This is a genomic window from Accumulibacter sp. (genome assembly GCF_016789985.1).
GTDB lineage: Bacteria > Pseudomonadota > Gammaproteobacteria > Burkholderiales > Rhodocyclaceae > Accumulibacter.
In genome coordinates this window covers 1-14,360 of sequence record NZ_JAEUOL010000186.1, presented here as the reverse complement: position 1 = coordinate 14,360, position 14,360 = coordinate 1, and the positions used below count along the sequence as shown (strand labels likewise).

Annotated in this window: 13 protein-coding genes; 7 read left to right on the top strand and 6 right to left on the bottom strand. The window is 65.4% G+C overall.

Annotation, left to right across the window (positions count from 1 at the left end):
• Together ttcA and JNK99_RS11130 are read right to left on the bottom strand one after the other, a co-directional pair.
• A partial coding sequence (ttcA, locus tag JNK99_RS11135; RefSeq protein ID WP_291852862.1) for a tRNA 2-thiocytidine(32) synthetase TtcA occupies positions 1-582 on the bottom strand: 582 nt, incomplete at its 3' end.
• A gap of 27 nt (positions 583-609) precedes the next feature.
• Complete coding sequence (locus tag JNK99_RS11130; protein ID WP_291852859.1) at positions 610-1,347, bottom strand: pteridine reductase; 738 nt, start codon at positions 1,345-1,347, stop codon at positions 610-612.
• Between the two features lie 127 nt (positions 1,348-1,474).
• Here JNK99_RS11130 and JNK99_RS11125 point away from each other — a divergent pair, with 127 nt between their 5' ends.
• Both JNK99_RS11125 and JNK99_RS11120 read left to right on the top strand, forming a co-directional pair.
• Positions 1,475-2,326, top strand: coding sequence for a hypothetical protein (locus tag JNK99_RS11125; RefSeq protein ID WP_291852857.1), 852 nt, complete (start codon positions 1,475-1,477; stop codon positions 2,324-2,326).
• Positions 2,327-2,388: 62 nt separating this feature from the next.
• Positions 2,389-3,501, top strand: coding sequence for an SAM-dependent methyltransferase (locus tag JNK99_RS11120; protein WP_291852865.1), 1,113 nt, complete (start codon positions 2,389-2,391; stop codon positions 3,499-3,501).
• Here JNK99_RS11120 and JNK99_RS11115 read toward each other — a convergent pair.
• The 4 genes from JNK99_RS11115 to JNK99_RS11100 are packed head-to-tail and all read right to left on the bottom strand — an operon-like array spanning position 3,498 to position 8,379.
• A complete protein-coding gene (locus JNK99_RS11115; protein WP_291852855.1) occupies positions 3,498-4,742 on the bottom strand; it encodes a multifunctional CCA addition/repair protein in 1,245 nt (414 codons plus the stop codon). The two genes, JNK99_RS11120 and JNK99_RS11115, sit on opposite strands and share 4 nt — an antisense overlap.
• A 15-nt stretch (positions 4,743-4,757) precedes the next feature.
• Positions 4,758-5,390 (bottom strand): glutathione S-transferase family protein, encoded by a 633-nt coding sequence (locus tag JNK99_RS11110; protein ID WP_291852852.1) that lies wholly within the window; start codon positions 5,388-5,390, stop codon positions 4,758-4,760.
• 30 nt (positions 5,391-5,420) lie between these two features.
• Positions 5,421-6,386, bottom strand: coding sequence for a complex I NDUFA9 subunit family protein (locus tag JNK99_RS11105; RefSeq protein ID WP_291852849.1), 966 nt, complete (start codon positions 6,384-6,386; stop codon positions 5,421-5,423).
• Between the two features lie 40 nt (positions 6,387-6,426).
• Positions 6,427-8,379, bottom strand: a complete 1,953-nt coding sequence (locus tag JNK99_RS11100; RefSeq protein ID WP_291852847.1) for a lytic transglycosylase domain-containing protein — start codon at positions 8,377-8,379, stop codon at positions 6,427-6,429.
• 44 nt (positions 8,380-8,423) lie between these two features.
• Here JNK99_RS11100 and JNK99_RS11095 point away from each other — a divergent pair, with 44 nt between their 5' ends.
• The 5 genes from JNK99_RS11095 to JNK99_RS11075 form a co-directional block, all read left to right on the top strand.
• Positions 8,424-9,047, top strand: a complete 624-nt coding sequence (locus tag JNK99_RS11095; protein ID WP_291852844.1) for a 5-formyltetrahydrofolate cyclo-ligase — start codon at positions 8,424-8,426, stop codon at positions 9,045-9,047.
• A gap of 136 nt (positions 9,048-9,183) precedes the next feature.
• A complete protein-coding gene (locus tag JNK99_RS11090) occupies positions 9,184-11,364 on the top strand; it encodes a UvrD-helicase domain-containing protein (protein WP_291852841.1) in 2,181 nt (726 codons plus the stop codon).
• A gap of 202 nt (positions 11,365-11,566) precedes the next feature.
• Positions 11,567-12,541, top strand: a complete 975-nt coding sequence (locus JNK99_RS11085) for a quinone oxidoreductase (RefSeq protein WP_291852838.1) — start codon at positions 11,567-11,569, stop codon at positions 12,539-12,541.
• Entirely contained in the window at positions 12,541-13,884 is a 1,344-nt protein-coding gene (locus JNK99_RS11080; protein ID WP_291852835.1) for a TAXI family TRAP transporter solute-binding subunit, read from the top strand. Before JNK99_RS11085 ends, JNK99_RS11080 begins: the two co-directional genes overlap by 1 nt.
• A partial coding sequence (locus JNK99_RS11075; RefSeq protein ID WP_291852833.1) for a ParA family protein occupies positions 13,881-14,360 on the top strand: 480 nt, incomplete at its 3' end. The genes JNK99_RS11080 and JNK99_RS11075, both read left to right, overlap by 4 nt.

Sequence of the window (14,360 nt, the reverse complement as noted above, 5' to 3'; positions counted from 1 at the left end):
GCCGCGGGCAAAGCGGGCGATGTCCGCCTCGGCGCAATAGGCCAGCGGCCGGATAACGACATGCGCCCCGTCATCGCTCACCAGCTTGGGCGGCATCGCCTTGAGTTGGCCGCCAAAGAACAGGTTGAGAAAGAGCGTATGAACGATATCGTCGCGATGGTGACCGAGCGCGATCTTGTTGGCACCCACCGTCTTGGCCGTACGATAAATGATTCCCCGTCGCAGACGCGAGCACAGCGAACAGGTGGTCTTGCCTGCCGGTATCTTTTGTTTGACCACCGAGTAGGTGTCCTGTTCGACGATCCGGTACTCCACTCCGAGCTGCGCCAGATAGGTCGGCAGCACTTCGGCCGGGAAACCGGGCTGTTTCTGATCGAGATTCATCGCGATCAGACGAAACCCGATCGGTGCCCGCTCGCGCAGGGCCAGCAGTAGCGACAGCAGGGTATGCGAGTCCTTGCCACCCGAAACGCAGACCAGTACGGTATCACCCTCCTCGATCATGTTGTAATCGGCAATCGCCTTGCCGGCTTTGCTCTCCAGGCGCTTTCGCAGGCGCAGCAGGGTGTTCGATAGTTCCAACGGCGAGCTCTCCAGGAACGTGACCGATTACAGGTGTGCGGTGCGACCGCCGTCCACGTTGATCACCTGACCGGTAACGTAGGCCGCATCTTCAAGCAGATAGTGTACCGCCCGCGCCACGTCCTGCGGGCAGCCGGCCCGTTCAAGCAAGGTGTGCGCCACGATCTCGGCACGTGTTGCACGGTCGAAAACCTCGGTCTCGGGCCACAGGATTGGCCCGGGCGCCACCGCGTTCACCCGCACCAAGGGCGCCAGTTCGATTGCCAGGGCGCGCGTCAGCCCCAACAATCCCGCCTTCGCCGCACAGTACAGAGGATAACCGGCGAGCGGTCGTTCGGCATGGATGTCGGTGATGTTCACCACGGCGCCACGCGCGGCGAGCAGATGCGGCGCCGCCGCCTGGGTCAGAAACAGGGGCGCCTGCAAGTTGCTGCCGATCAGATCATCCCACGCCAGCAGATCGATTTCCCCGAAGTGCGTCGGAAAGAAACTGGAGGCGTTGTTCACCAGGGCATCGAGACGGCCAAAGCGATCGATCGTATCGGCCACCAGTCCCGGCAGTTTGTCGACCTGGCGCAGGTCGACCCGCAGACAGGCCGCCGAAGCCGGCCGGATGGCATTCAGCTCATCGACCAGCGCTGCCGCCTCAACCGCCGCCTGATGGTAATGGACCACGATGTTGGCGCCCGTCGCATGCATCTCGCGCGCGATCGCGCTGCCCAGCCGCCGCGCCGCACCGGTCACCAATATCGTTTTCCCACCCATATCCGGTTCCCGGCTGGACACAACAAGGACATGATTTTAACGGATTCCTGCCCGACACTTGAGGAAAAACGCTCGTCCGCCGCGCGCTCACGGTAAACTGGGACCATCTGTCACAGGAAGGTGAGCCATGAGCCAGCAGGATATTCCCCTGGATGCCGACGAGGTGATGATTTTCGCCGAGCGAATCGCCCAACTGCCGCCCGACGATGCCGGATGGGTTGGCCATCTGTTGCGCGAGTTGCTGCGCGCGCGCCGCCGTGAAGCGGAATTGCTGGCTGGCCAGGCGGCCAATGGACACGAGATGCCGAGACAGGAGGACACGCTGAACGATCAGCTGGCGCAGGTCGCCCTGGACACCGCCGCATGGCTGCGCACACTATGGGACGTGGGCTACATGGGAGCCGGCAACTTCCGATCGGAGCCCCGCTCGTCTTTCCCCTCGATCGACATCGAGGACGTCAGGAAGTCCTCGCTCTTTGCCCGTATCCGCCAGGGTAAACATGCCCTGCCCTTCCCGCCGCCGACGCGCCACGGACTACCATGGCATGGTCTGCTCGAGGACCCGGAACAGACGCAGCAGGTCGACGCCGAGATCATCCGTGACGAAAGTGGCCGGCCATTTGCGGCGATCATCGAGTGCTGCGCCGAATGGGACATCCTCGAAGAAACCCTGGCAGGTCAGGAGTTCATCGTCCAGCATCAGGGCAAGGGACCAACCTACCGCCTGCGCCTGGACGAAGGCATGGCGGGCGAACTCCGCCCGCAAGCGCCGAGTTCGACCTGTACCATCCGACAGCAGGAACGCGGCGGTTTTCACAGTTACACCCTCGAATGGCCGCTCCAGGATGGTCGCATGCAACTGGTCGCGCTCCGTGCGGCGACCTGGGAAAGGGCTGAATCAGAAGCCCAAGGCTGGCTGGCCACCAACCATCCGGAGCTTTACGGACAAATCCGCTTCGAACGCGCCGACGCGTGCTGATCCGTCCCCCCGCCACCGCGTCGCTGCCCGCGCCGGCCGACGACGCCCTGGCGTTCAGCGCGATGGCGAGCCGGTATATTGCCGGGCAGGTGGCTGCCGCTGGAGGCTGGATCGGCTTCGACCGCTTCATGGACCTCGCCCTCTACGCACCGGGCACGGGCTACTATTCAGGCGGTGCTCGCAAGTTTGGTGCGGCCGGCGACTTCGTCACCGCGCCGGAGCTTGGCCCGGCCTTCGCGCAAACCCTGGGCGCGCAGGTCGCACAACTGCTGTCGCTGAGCGCTCCGCAGATCATCGAGGTCGGTGCCGGAAGCGGTCTGCTGGCCAGCGACCTGCTGCTCGAACTCGAAGCGCGCGGCATGCTCCCCGCCGGCTACGCGATTCTCGAGCTGTCAGGCGAGCTACGTGCCCGCCAAAGGCAGACCATCGAAAACCATGCGCCACACCTGCTACCCCGGGTGAACTGGCTGGACCGGCTGCCCGAACGGTTCGCCGGACTGCTGCTGGCCAACGAGGTGCTCGACGCCATGCCGGCACATCTCGTGTCGTGGCAGGACGGGGCCATCCTGGAACGTGGCATCGTCGTCGCCGACGGCCGGTTCGCCTGGGACGATCGACCCGCCACTGGCGCACTGCTCGAACGCGCTCGAATGCTGGCCACCGAATGCGCAATCGAACCAGGCTATCTGAGCGAAATCGCGCTGATTGCACCTGCCTGGGTCGGGGAGTGGGCCGCCATCATCGAACGCGGGGCCCTGCTGCTGATCGACTACGGCTTCCCGCGGCACGAGTATTACCATCCGCAGCGTGACGCCGGCACGCTGATGTGCCACTACCGCCACCATGCACACGGCGAACCCTTCCATCTGCCTGGCTTGCAGGACATCACGGCACATGTCGACTTCACGGCAATCGTCGAAGCCGGCTGCGCGGCAGGTCTCGATCTCCTCGGCTACACCACCCAATCGACTTTCCTCTTCAACTGTGGCCTGACCGAGGTACTGGCGAGAACTCCGGTCAGCGACTCGCTGCGCTATCTGCCGCTCGCCAGCACGGTGCAGAAACTGGTCTCGCCGGCTGAAATGGGGGAACTGTTCAAGGTGATGGCGCTCGGCAAAGGCATTCACGAACCGCTGCTCGGCTTCACCCGCGGCGACCGCAGCGCATCCCTCTAACAGCCAGCCGAAGCAGCCTGGCCCGGCTCGCTTGCCAGCACCTGTCTGACCGCCGCCACGCGTGCTTCGTGCACCCGTGCCGGAATGCTTGTGCGGTCGTCGCAGCCGCGCGCAATCGTCGCCGCATCGACGCTGCGCAGCGCAGCCAGTGCCTGCCGCCAGAGTGGCGCTGCCGGGTAGGGCACGTCGTGCCAGCCAAGACGACCGTGAAAGTCACAGGCGCAGGCGGCGAGCAACTGTTCGAAACGCTCCGGCCGGCGCAGGGCATCGCTGCGCTCGAGCAGTCGAACGATGGTGACCGGGGCGAGTTCAGGCACCCGGTGAATGTCGCCATGGTAGCGCGCCACCAACAAGGCCAGGTCGCGGCAGTCGACCGGCACCTTGAGCCGCGCACAGACCTGCCCGACCAGTTCCACGCTGCGCGCCTCATGACCAGGATGACGTGGCAGATCGGCGGCGGCCGTCGTTCCCTTGCCCAGATCGTGCAGCAGCGCCGCCCAGCGCACCGGCAGAGGGTGGTCGCGCTGCGCCGACTGGTCGACAACCATCATCACATGCACACCGGTATCGACCTCGGGATGGTAATCGGCGCGCTGCGCCACGCCATGAAGGCGATCGATCTCGGGCAGCAGGCGGCCGAGTGCGCCACACTCGCGCAGCACGGCGAACATCCGCGACGGCTGTGCTTCCATCAGACCCCTGGCCAGTTCCTGCCAGACGCGTTCGGCAACCAGATGGTCGACTTCGCCGCCGCGCACCATCTGCTGCATCAGTGCAACGGTTTCCGGCGCAATGCTGAAATCGGCGAAGCGGGCGGCGAAGCGGGCCAGCCGCAGGATGCGCACCGGGTCCTCACCGAACGCCGGGCCAACATGGCGCAGAACGCGCGCTGACAGATCATCGACTCCGTGATAGGGGTCAATCAGCGAACCGTCGGCAGCCCGGGCAATCGCGTTGATCGTCAGATCACGGCGCGCCAAGTCCTCGGCCAGGCTCACCCCAGGCACTGCCTGAAAGGAAAATCCCTTGTAGCCGTGACCAGTCTTGCGCTCGATGCGTGCCAGCGCGTATTCCTCGTGCGATTCCGGGTGCAGAAAGACCGGAAAATCCTTGCCCACCTGCCTGAAGCCGCGCGCCAGCATCTCTTCCGGCGAAGCGCCGACCACGACGTAATCACGATCCTTGACCGGCAAACCGAGCAGCTCGTCGCGCACCGCCCCACCGACGGCAAAGATCTGCATGCGCGCTACCAGCGCCTAGCGTGGTTCGGCCAGCGCCGCTGCCTGCCATTCGCCCATCGCCGGCAGCGCCAGCATCGTCGCGCTCCAGGCCTGCGCCGCCGGCGGCAAACCGACATCGTAGGTGAGAAAACGCCAAACCACCGGCGCGTACATGGCATCGGCGATCGAGAAATCGCCAAACAGGAAAGGACCACGTGCGGCAAAACGGCTGCGGCAACTCTCCCAGATGGCTGCGATGCGCGCGATGTCGGCACCCAGCCCGGGGCCTCGCTCCTGACCGTGCCGCCTGGCGCGAAGGTCCATCGGCATCTGCTGGCGCAGGGCCAGAAAGCCGGAGTGCATCTCGGCGCTGATCGAGCGCGCCTCCGCACGGACGGTGCGCTCGGCCGGCCAGAGGACGGGCACCCGTTCGGCGAGATATTCACAGATGGCCAGTGAATCCCAGACGACCGTGCACTGCGTTGCCTCGTCGTCGATCAGGCAGGGCACCTTGCCGGAGGGAGAATGCCGACCGATCGCCTCCCTCGTGCCAGCCTGGTCGAGGCGAACCAGCCGCTCCTCGAAGGCCAGCCCCGCCTGTCTGAGGACCAGCCACGGCCGCAGGGACCAGGATGAAAAGTTGCGATCGCCGATGATCAGCGTCAGCATGGCGCGCGCGTGGCCGGCTGCTGAAATGGTTCAGCGGCCGGCACGGAAACGATGGCGGTCGAGGCGCAGTTGCGGAATCTCGGCCGGCGAGAGATAGGTCGGCGCCACGGCTTCAAGCGCCCTGGGCCGCCAACCGGGATAGTCGTGGGCTCCGTTGGTGACGCTGTCGACTTCCATCGAGCGCAGATTGTCGGGCGACAATGGCGGATTCGGCAACAGCCACATCACGCCGGCCTGCAGGTAGGCCCAGCCACCGCTCCCCAGATCGACGATCCAGGGCGACTTGCCGACCAGCCGAGCAGTGTAGTCGACCATCTCGCGCAGCGTATAGACCTTTGGTCCGCACAGGTCGTAGACCTGCCCGAAGGTGGCGGTATCCGTCAGGCAATCGCTGAAGGCGGTCGCCACGTCGCCGACGAAAACCGGCTGGAAACGCGCCGCACCGCCACCCAGCGGCAGGATCGGAAAGAGCTTGATCAGCCTGGCAAACAGGTTGAGGAAGGCATCGTCCGGCCCGAAGATCACCGACGGACGAAACACCGTGATATCGAGGTCGCGCATGGCGGCGCAGACCAGGGTTTCGCCCTCTCCTTTCGAGCACAGATACTCGGACGGGGCGTCGAGAGCAGCCTTCAGGGCACTCATGTGCACCAGGCGACGCACGCCACTCTGCCGCATCGCAGCGACGATCTTGCGCGGCAGATCGACATGTGCCGCCGCAAAGCCGGTACCGTAGGGCAGACGGGAATCCTTGTCGTGCAGAATCCCCACCAGATTGATGACCGCATCCTGGCCCTGCATCAGTTGAACAAGTGTCTGCGGATCATGGACGTTGGCCTCGACCATCGAAACCGTCGGCAACGTGATGAGTTTCTTGGTATTTTCACGATGACGGGTGGGGATGGTCACCCGCACCCCGCGTTCCGAGAGACGACTGGCAATCCAGCCGCCGACAAAACCACTACCACCGATCAACAACACGTTCGCGATTTCCATGGAATCCTACCGATGAAGAAGATTTCGGAAAAGCATCATTCTAGGGCAAATCGTCGCCCTTCGCTTCGCCGCCGGTACGTGGCGCGATCACGCCGAGCCGGGCCTTGAGCGTCTGCGGCTTGCCATCGAACAGCGCGGCATAATAGACCGAGTTGTTCATCACCTTCTTGACGTAATCCCGCGTTTCGCTGAACGGTATGGTCTCGGCGTAAATAGCCCCCTCCAGCGGGCGGTCGGCACGCCACTTGCGTGCGCGCCCCGGTCCGGCATTGTAGGCAGCCGAGGCAAGTACCGGGTGATTGTCGAGACTCTCGAGCACCAGGCGCATGTAGGTCGTTCCGAGCAGGAGATTGGTTTCCGGGTCGTTGACCCGGCCCTGGTTGAAATCCTTGAGACCGATCTTGTTGGCCACCCACTTGGCAGTGGCGGGCATCAGCTGCATCAGGCCGGAGGCCCCCACCTGTGACCTGGCGCTGGTGATGAAGCGGCTCTCCTGACGCATCAGGCCATACACCCAGGCATCGTCGAGCGCCTCCCGGCGCGCGGCCGGCCGCACCTGATCGCCGAAGGGCGCCAGATAGCGCAGGGAGTAGTCGTGTTCGTTGCGCGTGCGATCGGCTGCGGCAATCGCACGGTCGTAATTGCCGGCCCGCACGGCGATTTCGGAGGCGGCGAGGAGTTCGCGGTCGCTCATTCCGCGCAAGGTCCAGCTCCATTCCCGGACGCCCTCCGTACGCAGATTCAGGCGAAAGAAGGCCTGCGCCCGCTGCACTCCGGGAAGGGCGCCGACCTGCGCCATTTCCTCGCGGGTGGCCGCGGGCGCCTTCGGTGGTGTCATCGTCGTCCGGCCGAGTTCGTCGTTGGCCAGACTGCCGTAAAAGTCGGGCTGGCCGGCGATCCTGGCAAACAGCGCGTTGGCCTCATCGATACGCCCCCCGGCACGGTACGAGCGGCCCAGCCAGTAAACCCAGGCTGACTGGGCGGCCAAAGCGGGCGGCATCCGCTCGATGGTCGAGCGCACACTACCCCAGTCCTGTGCGCGCAAGGCGGCACGCACCTTCCATTCGGCCACCTCGTCGGACAACGCGGTGTCGCCTGCCTGGCGATACCACTCCATCGCCTCCGGCATGTGGCGCTGCGCCGCCTGCCGGGCAACCTGACTCCAGGCCCAGGCTTTCTCCCCGTTCTTCAGCGAGGGCGCGATCCGCTCCAACTGGTCGGCGGCGACACGTGGTTCGTTGCGCGCGATGCGCTGGATGGCCAGCGCGGCCAGTTCGCGTTGCATGCGACTGGCGGAAAAATCGCTCGGCAGTCTGATCAGCCAGGGCAGTGGCGTGTCGGCGACCGTCTGGGCGAGCTTCTTGTCCGGCGTCTGGCTGGCCGGCAGGTAATTCATCGTGTACAGGGCAGCGGGAATCCTGTTGGCCTCGAACTGGCGCCGAATGCGTAGCCAGACCGCCTCGGCCAGCACGCGTTTGTCAAGAATCAGTGCCTCGAAGATCGGATAACAGGACTCGGGCGGCTCGAGCAGACTCAGCCAGAGTGGCAAGGCATCATCCAGCACCCTGGCATCACCGCGTGCCCGCCGGCCCTGCAGCGCGTAGCAGGCGAGTTCCTGATCGGGCTGCAGGAGGCGTGGATATTCGGCCTCGAACGGCTCCCACTGCTGCTTGCGGGCAAGTTGCCGCAACCAGTCGCTGCGCAACTTCTCGGCGAGATAGGAGCTTTCGTGGCGATTCAGGAAGGCCTTGACCGCCACCGGCTCGCTCTCCTTGAGGTCGGGCAGCAATAACCAGTACTCGACGTAGGGTTCAAGCTCGTAGCCCTGCAATGCGGGAGCCAGTCGTTCGAGCTTGGCCCGATCGCCAATGCGGGCAGCTTCCCTGGCCGCCAGGAACTGGTCATCGACCGATTGCGCAAAGGCAGTGGCGGAGGCCACGAAGGGGGGGACGAGGACCAGGAAGAGAAGGAGGATGGTCTGACGGAACTTCATGATAAGCTGAATTTCTTGAAAAACACCACATTCGAGCATAACACATGGCCGGCAGCTTGATGCCTGGAATGGATGCCGCTGACCTCGCCGGCGACGGCCCGGTCGACCGGCGTGCGCTGCGCCGAACCCTGCTCGAACACCGGCTCGCCCTGCCCGCGGACGTCTACGCCCGCCATTCGGCGCGCATCTGCGAACTGCTGCAGACGGCCTTTCCGCAGCTCTCGGGCATGCGCGTCGGCTTCTGCTGGCCGTTCAGCAACGAACCGGACCTGCGGCCGCTGGTCGCCCGCTGGCACAGCCAGGGCCATCCCGCTTTCCAGGCATTGCTGCCCATCGTGCGCGAGCCGGGCGCAGCACTCGCCTTTCGCGCCTGGTCGCCGGACATGGTCATGCGGACCGACCGCTACGGCATCCCGGCGCCTGTGGCGGGCGGCTTCGTGCATCCCGAAGCGTTGCTCATCCCGGTCAACGGCTTTGATGCAGACGGCTACCGCATCGGCTACGGAGGCGGCTACTTCGACCGTACGCTGGCCGCGCTCGAACCACGGCCACTGGCCATCGGCGTCGGCTTTGAACTGTCCCGGCTCGACTCGATCCATCCGGCACCGCACGATCAGCCACTCGACGTGATGGTGACCGAGGCCGGCGTCTACCGGCGGCCCGCGTGAAACGGCCGCGGCGCGACCATCCCCATCGGGGCCGGTCTGCCGGCCAGGCGCACCGCCCGCACTCCCGCTCGATGGCAACCCCCGGCCCGGGGACCGCCGCTATAATCGGGCCTGCCCTGCCGGAAAGTCGTGATCCATGTCCGATCTGCTCGCCAATCTCAATGCGCCACAACTCGCCGCGGTCACCCTGCCGCCGCAACATGCGCTGATCCTTGCCGGCGCCGGCAGCGGCAAGACGCGCGTACTGACGACGCGCATCGCCTGGCTGATCTCGACCGGCCAGGTCGGAGCGCCGGGCATTCTGGCGGTGACCTTCACCAACAAGGCGGCCAGGGAAATGCAGGCTCGCCTCGCGGCGATGCTGCCGATCAATACGCGCGGGATGTGGATCGGCACCTTCCACGGCCTGTGCAACCGCCTGCTGCGCGCCCACCACCGGGAAGCCGCTCTGCCGGCGCAGTTCCAGATCCTCGATGCGGCAGACCAGCTGGCGGCGATCAAGCGCCTCATGAAGGCGCTCCAGATGGACGACCAGAAGTATCCACCGCGCGAGCTGATGCATTTCATCAATGCGCACAAGGAACAGGGCATCCGTGCTGCGCGGGCGGAAGCCTACGACCACTACACCAGCCGCCGGGTCGAGTTCTATCGCGAGTATGAAGCACAGTGCCAGCGCGAAGGTGTGGTCGACTTCGCCGAACTGCTGTTGCGTTCCCACGAGCTCCTGCAGCGCAACGAACCGCTCTGCCGGCACTACCAGGCGCGCTTCAGACACATCCTGGTCGACGAATTCCAGGACACCAACCGCCTCCAGTACGCCTGGCTGAAACTGCTCGCCGGGCGCGGCAGCGTCTCCCCGCCGGGCGACGGGGCCTGCCTGTTCGCCGTGGGCGACGACGACCAGTCGATCTACGCCTTTCGCGGCGCCGAGATCGGCAACATGCGCGACCTGCAGCGCGAATTCGAGCTGTCCAGCGTGATTCGCCTGGAACAGAACTATCGTTCGCATGGCAACATCCTCGACGCGGCCAACGCACTGATCAAGCAGAATCGTGGACGCCTCGGCAAGAACCTGTGGACCGAGGCGGGCGCCGGCGAGCCGATACGGGTCTTCGAGGCGTATTCGGACGCCGACGAAGCACGCCTGATCGTCGAGGAGCTGGCGGAACTGGTGCGCGATGGTGTCACACGCCAGCACATCGCCCTGCTCTACCGGTCGAATGCTCAATCACGGATCCTCGAACATCAGTTGTTCACCGCGGCGATCCCCTACCGTGTGCACGGGGGGCTGCGCTTCTTCGATCGGCAGGAGATCAAGCACGCGCTCGCCTACCTGCGGTTGCTCGCCAATCCGGATGACGACACCGCCTTCGCCCGGGTGGTCAATTTCCCGACCCGCGGCATTGGCGCGCGCAGCATCGAGGCCCTGCAGGAAACGGCCCGTGCCGCCAACTCCAGCCTCTACAACGCTGCCGCCAGTGTTGCCGGAAAGGCCGGCAGCACGGTCGCCCGCTTCGTCCGCCTGATCGAAACACTGCGCCGCGAGACGACGGACCTGCCCTTGCCCGAAGTGATCGGCCACGTCATCGACCAGAGCGGCCTGCGCCAACACTACCTGACCGACAAGGAAGGCCAGGATCGGCTGGAGAACCTCGATGAACTGATCAACGCGGCCACCACCTTCGTGCATGACGAATCCGGCCAGCCGGGCGACGAACCGGCCCCGGCCGATGGCGGCCCGCTCGCCGCCTTCCTCGCCCACGCCTCGCTGGAAGCCGGCGAGCACCAGGCTGGCGAGGGCGAGGAGGCGGTGCAACTGATGACCGTGCATGCTGCCAAGGGGCTCGAATTCGATGTCGTCTTCATCACCGGGCTCGAGCAGGGTCTTTTCCCGCACGAGAATGCGGCGCAGGAGCGCGACGGACTGGAAGAGGAACGCCGGCTGATGTATGTGGCGGTCACCCGGGCCCGCCACCGGCTCTACCTCAGCCACGCACAGACGCGCCTGCTGCACGGGCAGACCCGCTATTGCCTGCCCTCGGCCTTTCTCGACGAACTGCCGGCAACGCTGCTGCGTCGGGTCAATCGCGCCGCCGGCGTGGAACACCGCCCGGCAGCCGGCACCACCGGCTGGCAGCAACCGGCGCCCGCCGCCGGCGGTCTGCGCATCGGCCAGAACGTACGCCATGCCAGGTTTGGCCTCGGCGTCATCGTGGCGAACGAGGGCGCCGGGCCCGAAGCTCGGGTGCAGGTCAATTTTGGCGCCAGCGGCATGAAGTGGCTGGTGCTGGAGTACGCCCGGCTGACGCCGGCCTGAATGCGCCGGCGGCGAAGCTCCCGCTGCGCCGGGAGAACGTCTGTGGAGAGACGAGCCCGGTTGCTCACCGAGCATGTGGATAAGCCTGTGGACCATCCCTCGGTAAGCAGGTCAAGTGGCAGGCAGCAAAGGTTTTTTTGCGCTTGCCTAGAAAGCGGGCGGCGCACTAGACTGTCGTGTCAGCCGAGGAGAGGAGATTGCCATGCCGTTCGCCATTCGCATTCATCGTACAGGTGGTCCCGAGGTGCTGTGCTGGGAGGAGGTCGACGTGGCCGAACCGGCGCCCACCGAGGCGCGCGTGCGCCATCACGCCGTCGGCCTCAACTACATCGATACTTATCATCGCAGTGGCCTTTACCCCCTGCAACTGCCGAATGGCCTGGGCCTCGAAGCGGCCGGCGTGGTCGAGGCGGTCGGCGCCGAAGTCAGCGATCTGCGCCCTGGTGATCGGGTGGCTTACGCCGGTGGTCCGGTCGGCGCCTACAGTCAGGTACGCTGCCTGCCGGCCGACCGCCTGCTCAAGCTGCCGGAGGCGATCGGCTTTCCGCAGGCGGCGGCGATGATGCTGCAGGGGCTGACCAGCGCCTATCTGCTGCGCCGAACCTATCGCGTGCAGCCTGGGGACACCGTGCTGATCCATGCCGCCGCCGGCGGGGTCGGCCTGATCGCCTGCCAGTGGGCCAAGGCGCTTGGCGCGACGGTGATCGGAACCGTATCCAGCGCGGCCAAGGGAGAACTGGCGCGCGCGCATGGCTGCGATCACGTGATCGACTACACGCGCGAAGACTTTCCGCGCCAGGTCCGCCAGATCACGGCCGGCGAAGGCGTCGCGGTGGTGTACGACGGCGTCGGCAAGGACACCTTTGCCGGCTCGCTCGACAGCCTGCGAACCTGTGGCATGCTGGTCAGTTTCGGCAACGCGTCCGGTCCGGTACCACCGTTCGACCCGTTGCTGCTGTCACAGAAGGGATCGCTCTTCCTGACCCGTCCGACGCTGATGCACTACACGGCGCGGCGTGCCGACCTAGTCGCGCTAGGTGCCGACCTGTTCGCCATGGTCGGCTCGGGCAGGTTGCGGATCGAGGTCAATCAGACCTACCCGCTGACCGAAGTAGCCAACGCCCACCGTGACCTCGAAGCACGCAAACACACCGGATCGACGATCCTGCTGCCCTGATGGAGCGTCTGCGTGCCCGCCTGGTAGCCCTGCGCTTCATGCTGGCAACGGCATGGCCGATCATCCTGATCACGCTCATCGGCCTGGTCGTGGCCTACCAGTTCGTCGCGCCCGAGCCACCCCGACGCATCGTCATCAGCACCGGCAGTGAAGCCGGCGCCTACCATGCCTACGCCCAGCGCTATGCCGCGCTGCTGGCGGCCAAAGGAATCACGCTCGAGATCAGGACGTCGGCCGGTTCGCACCAGAACCTGGAGCGTCTGGAGAAGGGCGAGGCGGACGTCGCCTTCGTGCAGGGCGGCATCCTGGCGCGGCCGCCCAGCGAAGACGACGAAGATCCCGGCCCGCTGCGTTCGCTGGGCAGTGTGTCCTACGAACCGGTGTGGGTGTTCTACCGCGGCGAGCAGCGCGTTGATAAGCTCTACCACCTCGCTGGTCGACGCATTGCCGTCGGTCAGGATGGCAGCGGCATACGTGGTCTGGCGCTGCAGTTGCTCGAAGCCAACGAGATCAAACCGGATAACCCCGACCTGCTGCCGCTGGCCGGCCTGAACGCCGCCGAAGCGCTGCAGCGGGGCGAGATCGACGCGACCTTCATCGTCGCCGCGCAGGAAGCACCGGTCGTGCAGGTGCTGTTGCGTTCGCCGGGCCTGCGCGTGGTCAGTTTCAGTCAGGCCGACGCCTACCTGCGCCGCTTCCCCTTCCTGTCGAAGATCGTGCTGCCGCGCGGGGTCGTCGACCTGGTACGTGACCTGCCGCGGCGCGACACCGTGCTGCTGGCCACCACGGCCAATGTTATCGTCCGCGAGGACCTGCATCCGGCACTGGTCAGCCTGTTGCTGCAGGCGATGACCGAGGTCAACGGCAAGGGCGGCTTCTTTCAGCGGGACGGCGAGTTTCCCGCCTACAAGGATCAGAGCTTCCCGCTGTCGAGCGACGCGGCGCGCTACTACAAGTCCGGACCACCCTTCCTGCAGCGCTACCTGCCGTTCTGGCTGGCCGTGCTGGTCGAACGTCTGTTCGTGATGATCCTGCCGCTGGTCATGCTGTCTTTGCCGCTGCTCAAGTTCGCACCGTCGATCTACAGTTGGCGCGTGCGCTCGAAGATCGTCCGCTGCTACGCTGATCTGAAGTTCCTCGAGAACGAGGTGCGTCGTCGCTACGACCCGGCGCAGCACCAGGAATACGCGGCCAGGCTCGCACGCGTCGAGGAAAGGGCCAGCACGCTGAATATTCCGCTGGCTTTCAGCGATCTGCTTTACACTTTGCGCGAGCACATCAACCTGGTCCGTGACGAGCTGCGCAGTCTCGCCACGAATCATGAAAAGGACGATAAACAATGAAATCCTTTCTGATTGCCAATCCGAAGGGGGGTTCGGGCAAATCGACGCTGGCCGTCAACCTGGCCGGTCATCTGGCACGCAGCGGCCAGCGCGTGATGCTCGGCGACGTCGACCGCCAGCAGTCTTCGCGCGAATGGCTGCGCCTGCGACCGTCGATCCTGCCGACCATTCGCAGTTGGGAAATCGAACCGGGAAAGACCGCCAAACCGCCCAAGGGCACCACCCACGTCATCCTCGACACGCCGGCTGGTCTGCACGGCAAGGCGCTCGATACGGTTGTCAAGCAGGTCAACCGGGTCCTCGTACCGGTACAACCGTCGCTCTTCGACATTCTGGCGACGCGCCACTTTCTCGATGTGCTGCTCGAGGAGAAAGCGGTGCGCAACGAACAGGCGTTCGTCGCCGTGGTCGGCATGCGCGTCGATCCGCGCACCCGGGCGGCGGCCGAACTCGAGCGTTTTCTCGCCCAGTACGAC

Bases quoted from the DNA above. Each gene is read 5' to 3' on its own strand.
- JNK99_RS11115 (WP_291852855.1), bottom strand. From the start codon at position 4,742: ATGCAGATCTTTGCCGTCGGTGGGGCGGTGCGCGACGAGCTGCTCGGT.
- JNK99_RS11120 (WP_291852865.1), top strand. From the start codon at position 2,389: ATGGCGAGCCGGTATATTGCCGGGCAGGTGGCTGCCGCTGGAGGCTGG.
- JNK99_RS11130 (WP_291852859.1), bottom strand. From the start codon at position 1,347: ATGGGTGGGAAAACGATATTGGTGACCGGTGCGGCGCGGCGGCTGGGC.
- JNK99_RS11105 (WP_291852849.1), bottom strand. From the start codon at position 6,386: ATGGAAATCGCGAACGTGTTGTTGATCGGTGGTAGTGGTTTTGTCGGC.
- JNK99_RS11100 (WP_291852847.1), bottom strand. From the start codon at position 8,379: ATGAAGTTCCGTCAGACCATCCTCCTTCTCTTCCTGGTCCTCGTCCCC.
- JNK99_RS11110 (WP_291852852.1), bottom strand. From the start codon at position 5,390: ATGCTGACGCTGATCATCGGCGATCGCAACTTTTCATCCTGGTCCCTG.
- JNK99_RS11125 (WP_291852857.1), top strand. From the start codon at position 1,475: ATGAGCCAGCAGGATATTCCCCTGGATGCCGACGAGGTGATGATTTTC.
- JNK99_RS11080 (WP_291852835.1), top strand. From the start codon at position 12,541: ATGGAGCGTCTGCGTGCCCGCCTGGTAGCCCTGCGCTTCATGCTGGCA.
- JNK99_RS11085 (WP_291852838.1), top strand. From the start codon at position 11,567: ATGCCGTTCGCCATTCGCATTCATCGTACAGGTGGTCCCGAGGTGCTG.
- JNK99_RS11090 (WP_291852841.1), top strand. From the start codon at position 9,184: ATGTCCGATCTGCTCGCCAATCTCAATGCGCCACAACTCGCCGCGGTC.
- JNK99_RS11095 (WP_291852844.1), top strand. From the start codon at position 8,424: ATGGCCGGCAGCTTGATGCCTGGAATGGATGCCGCTGACCTCGCCGGC.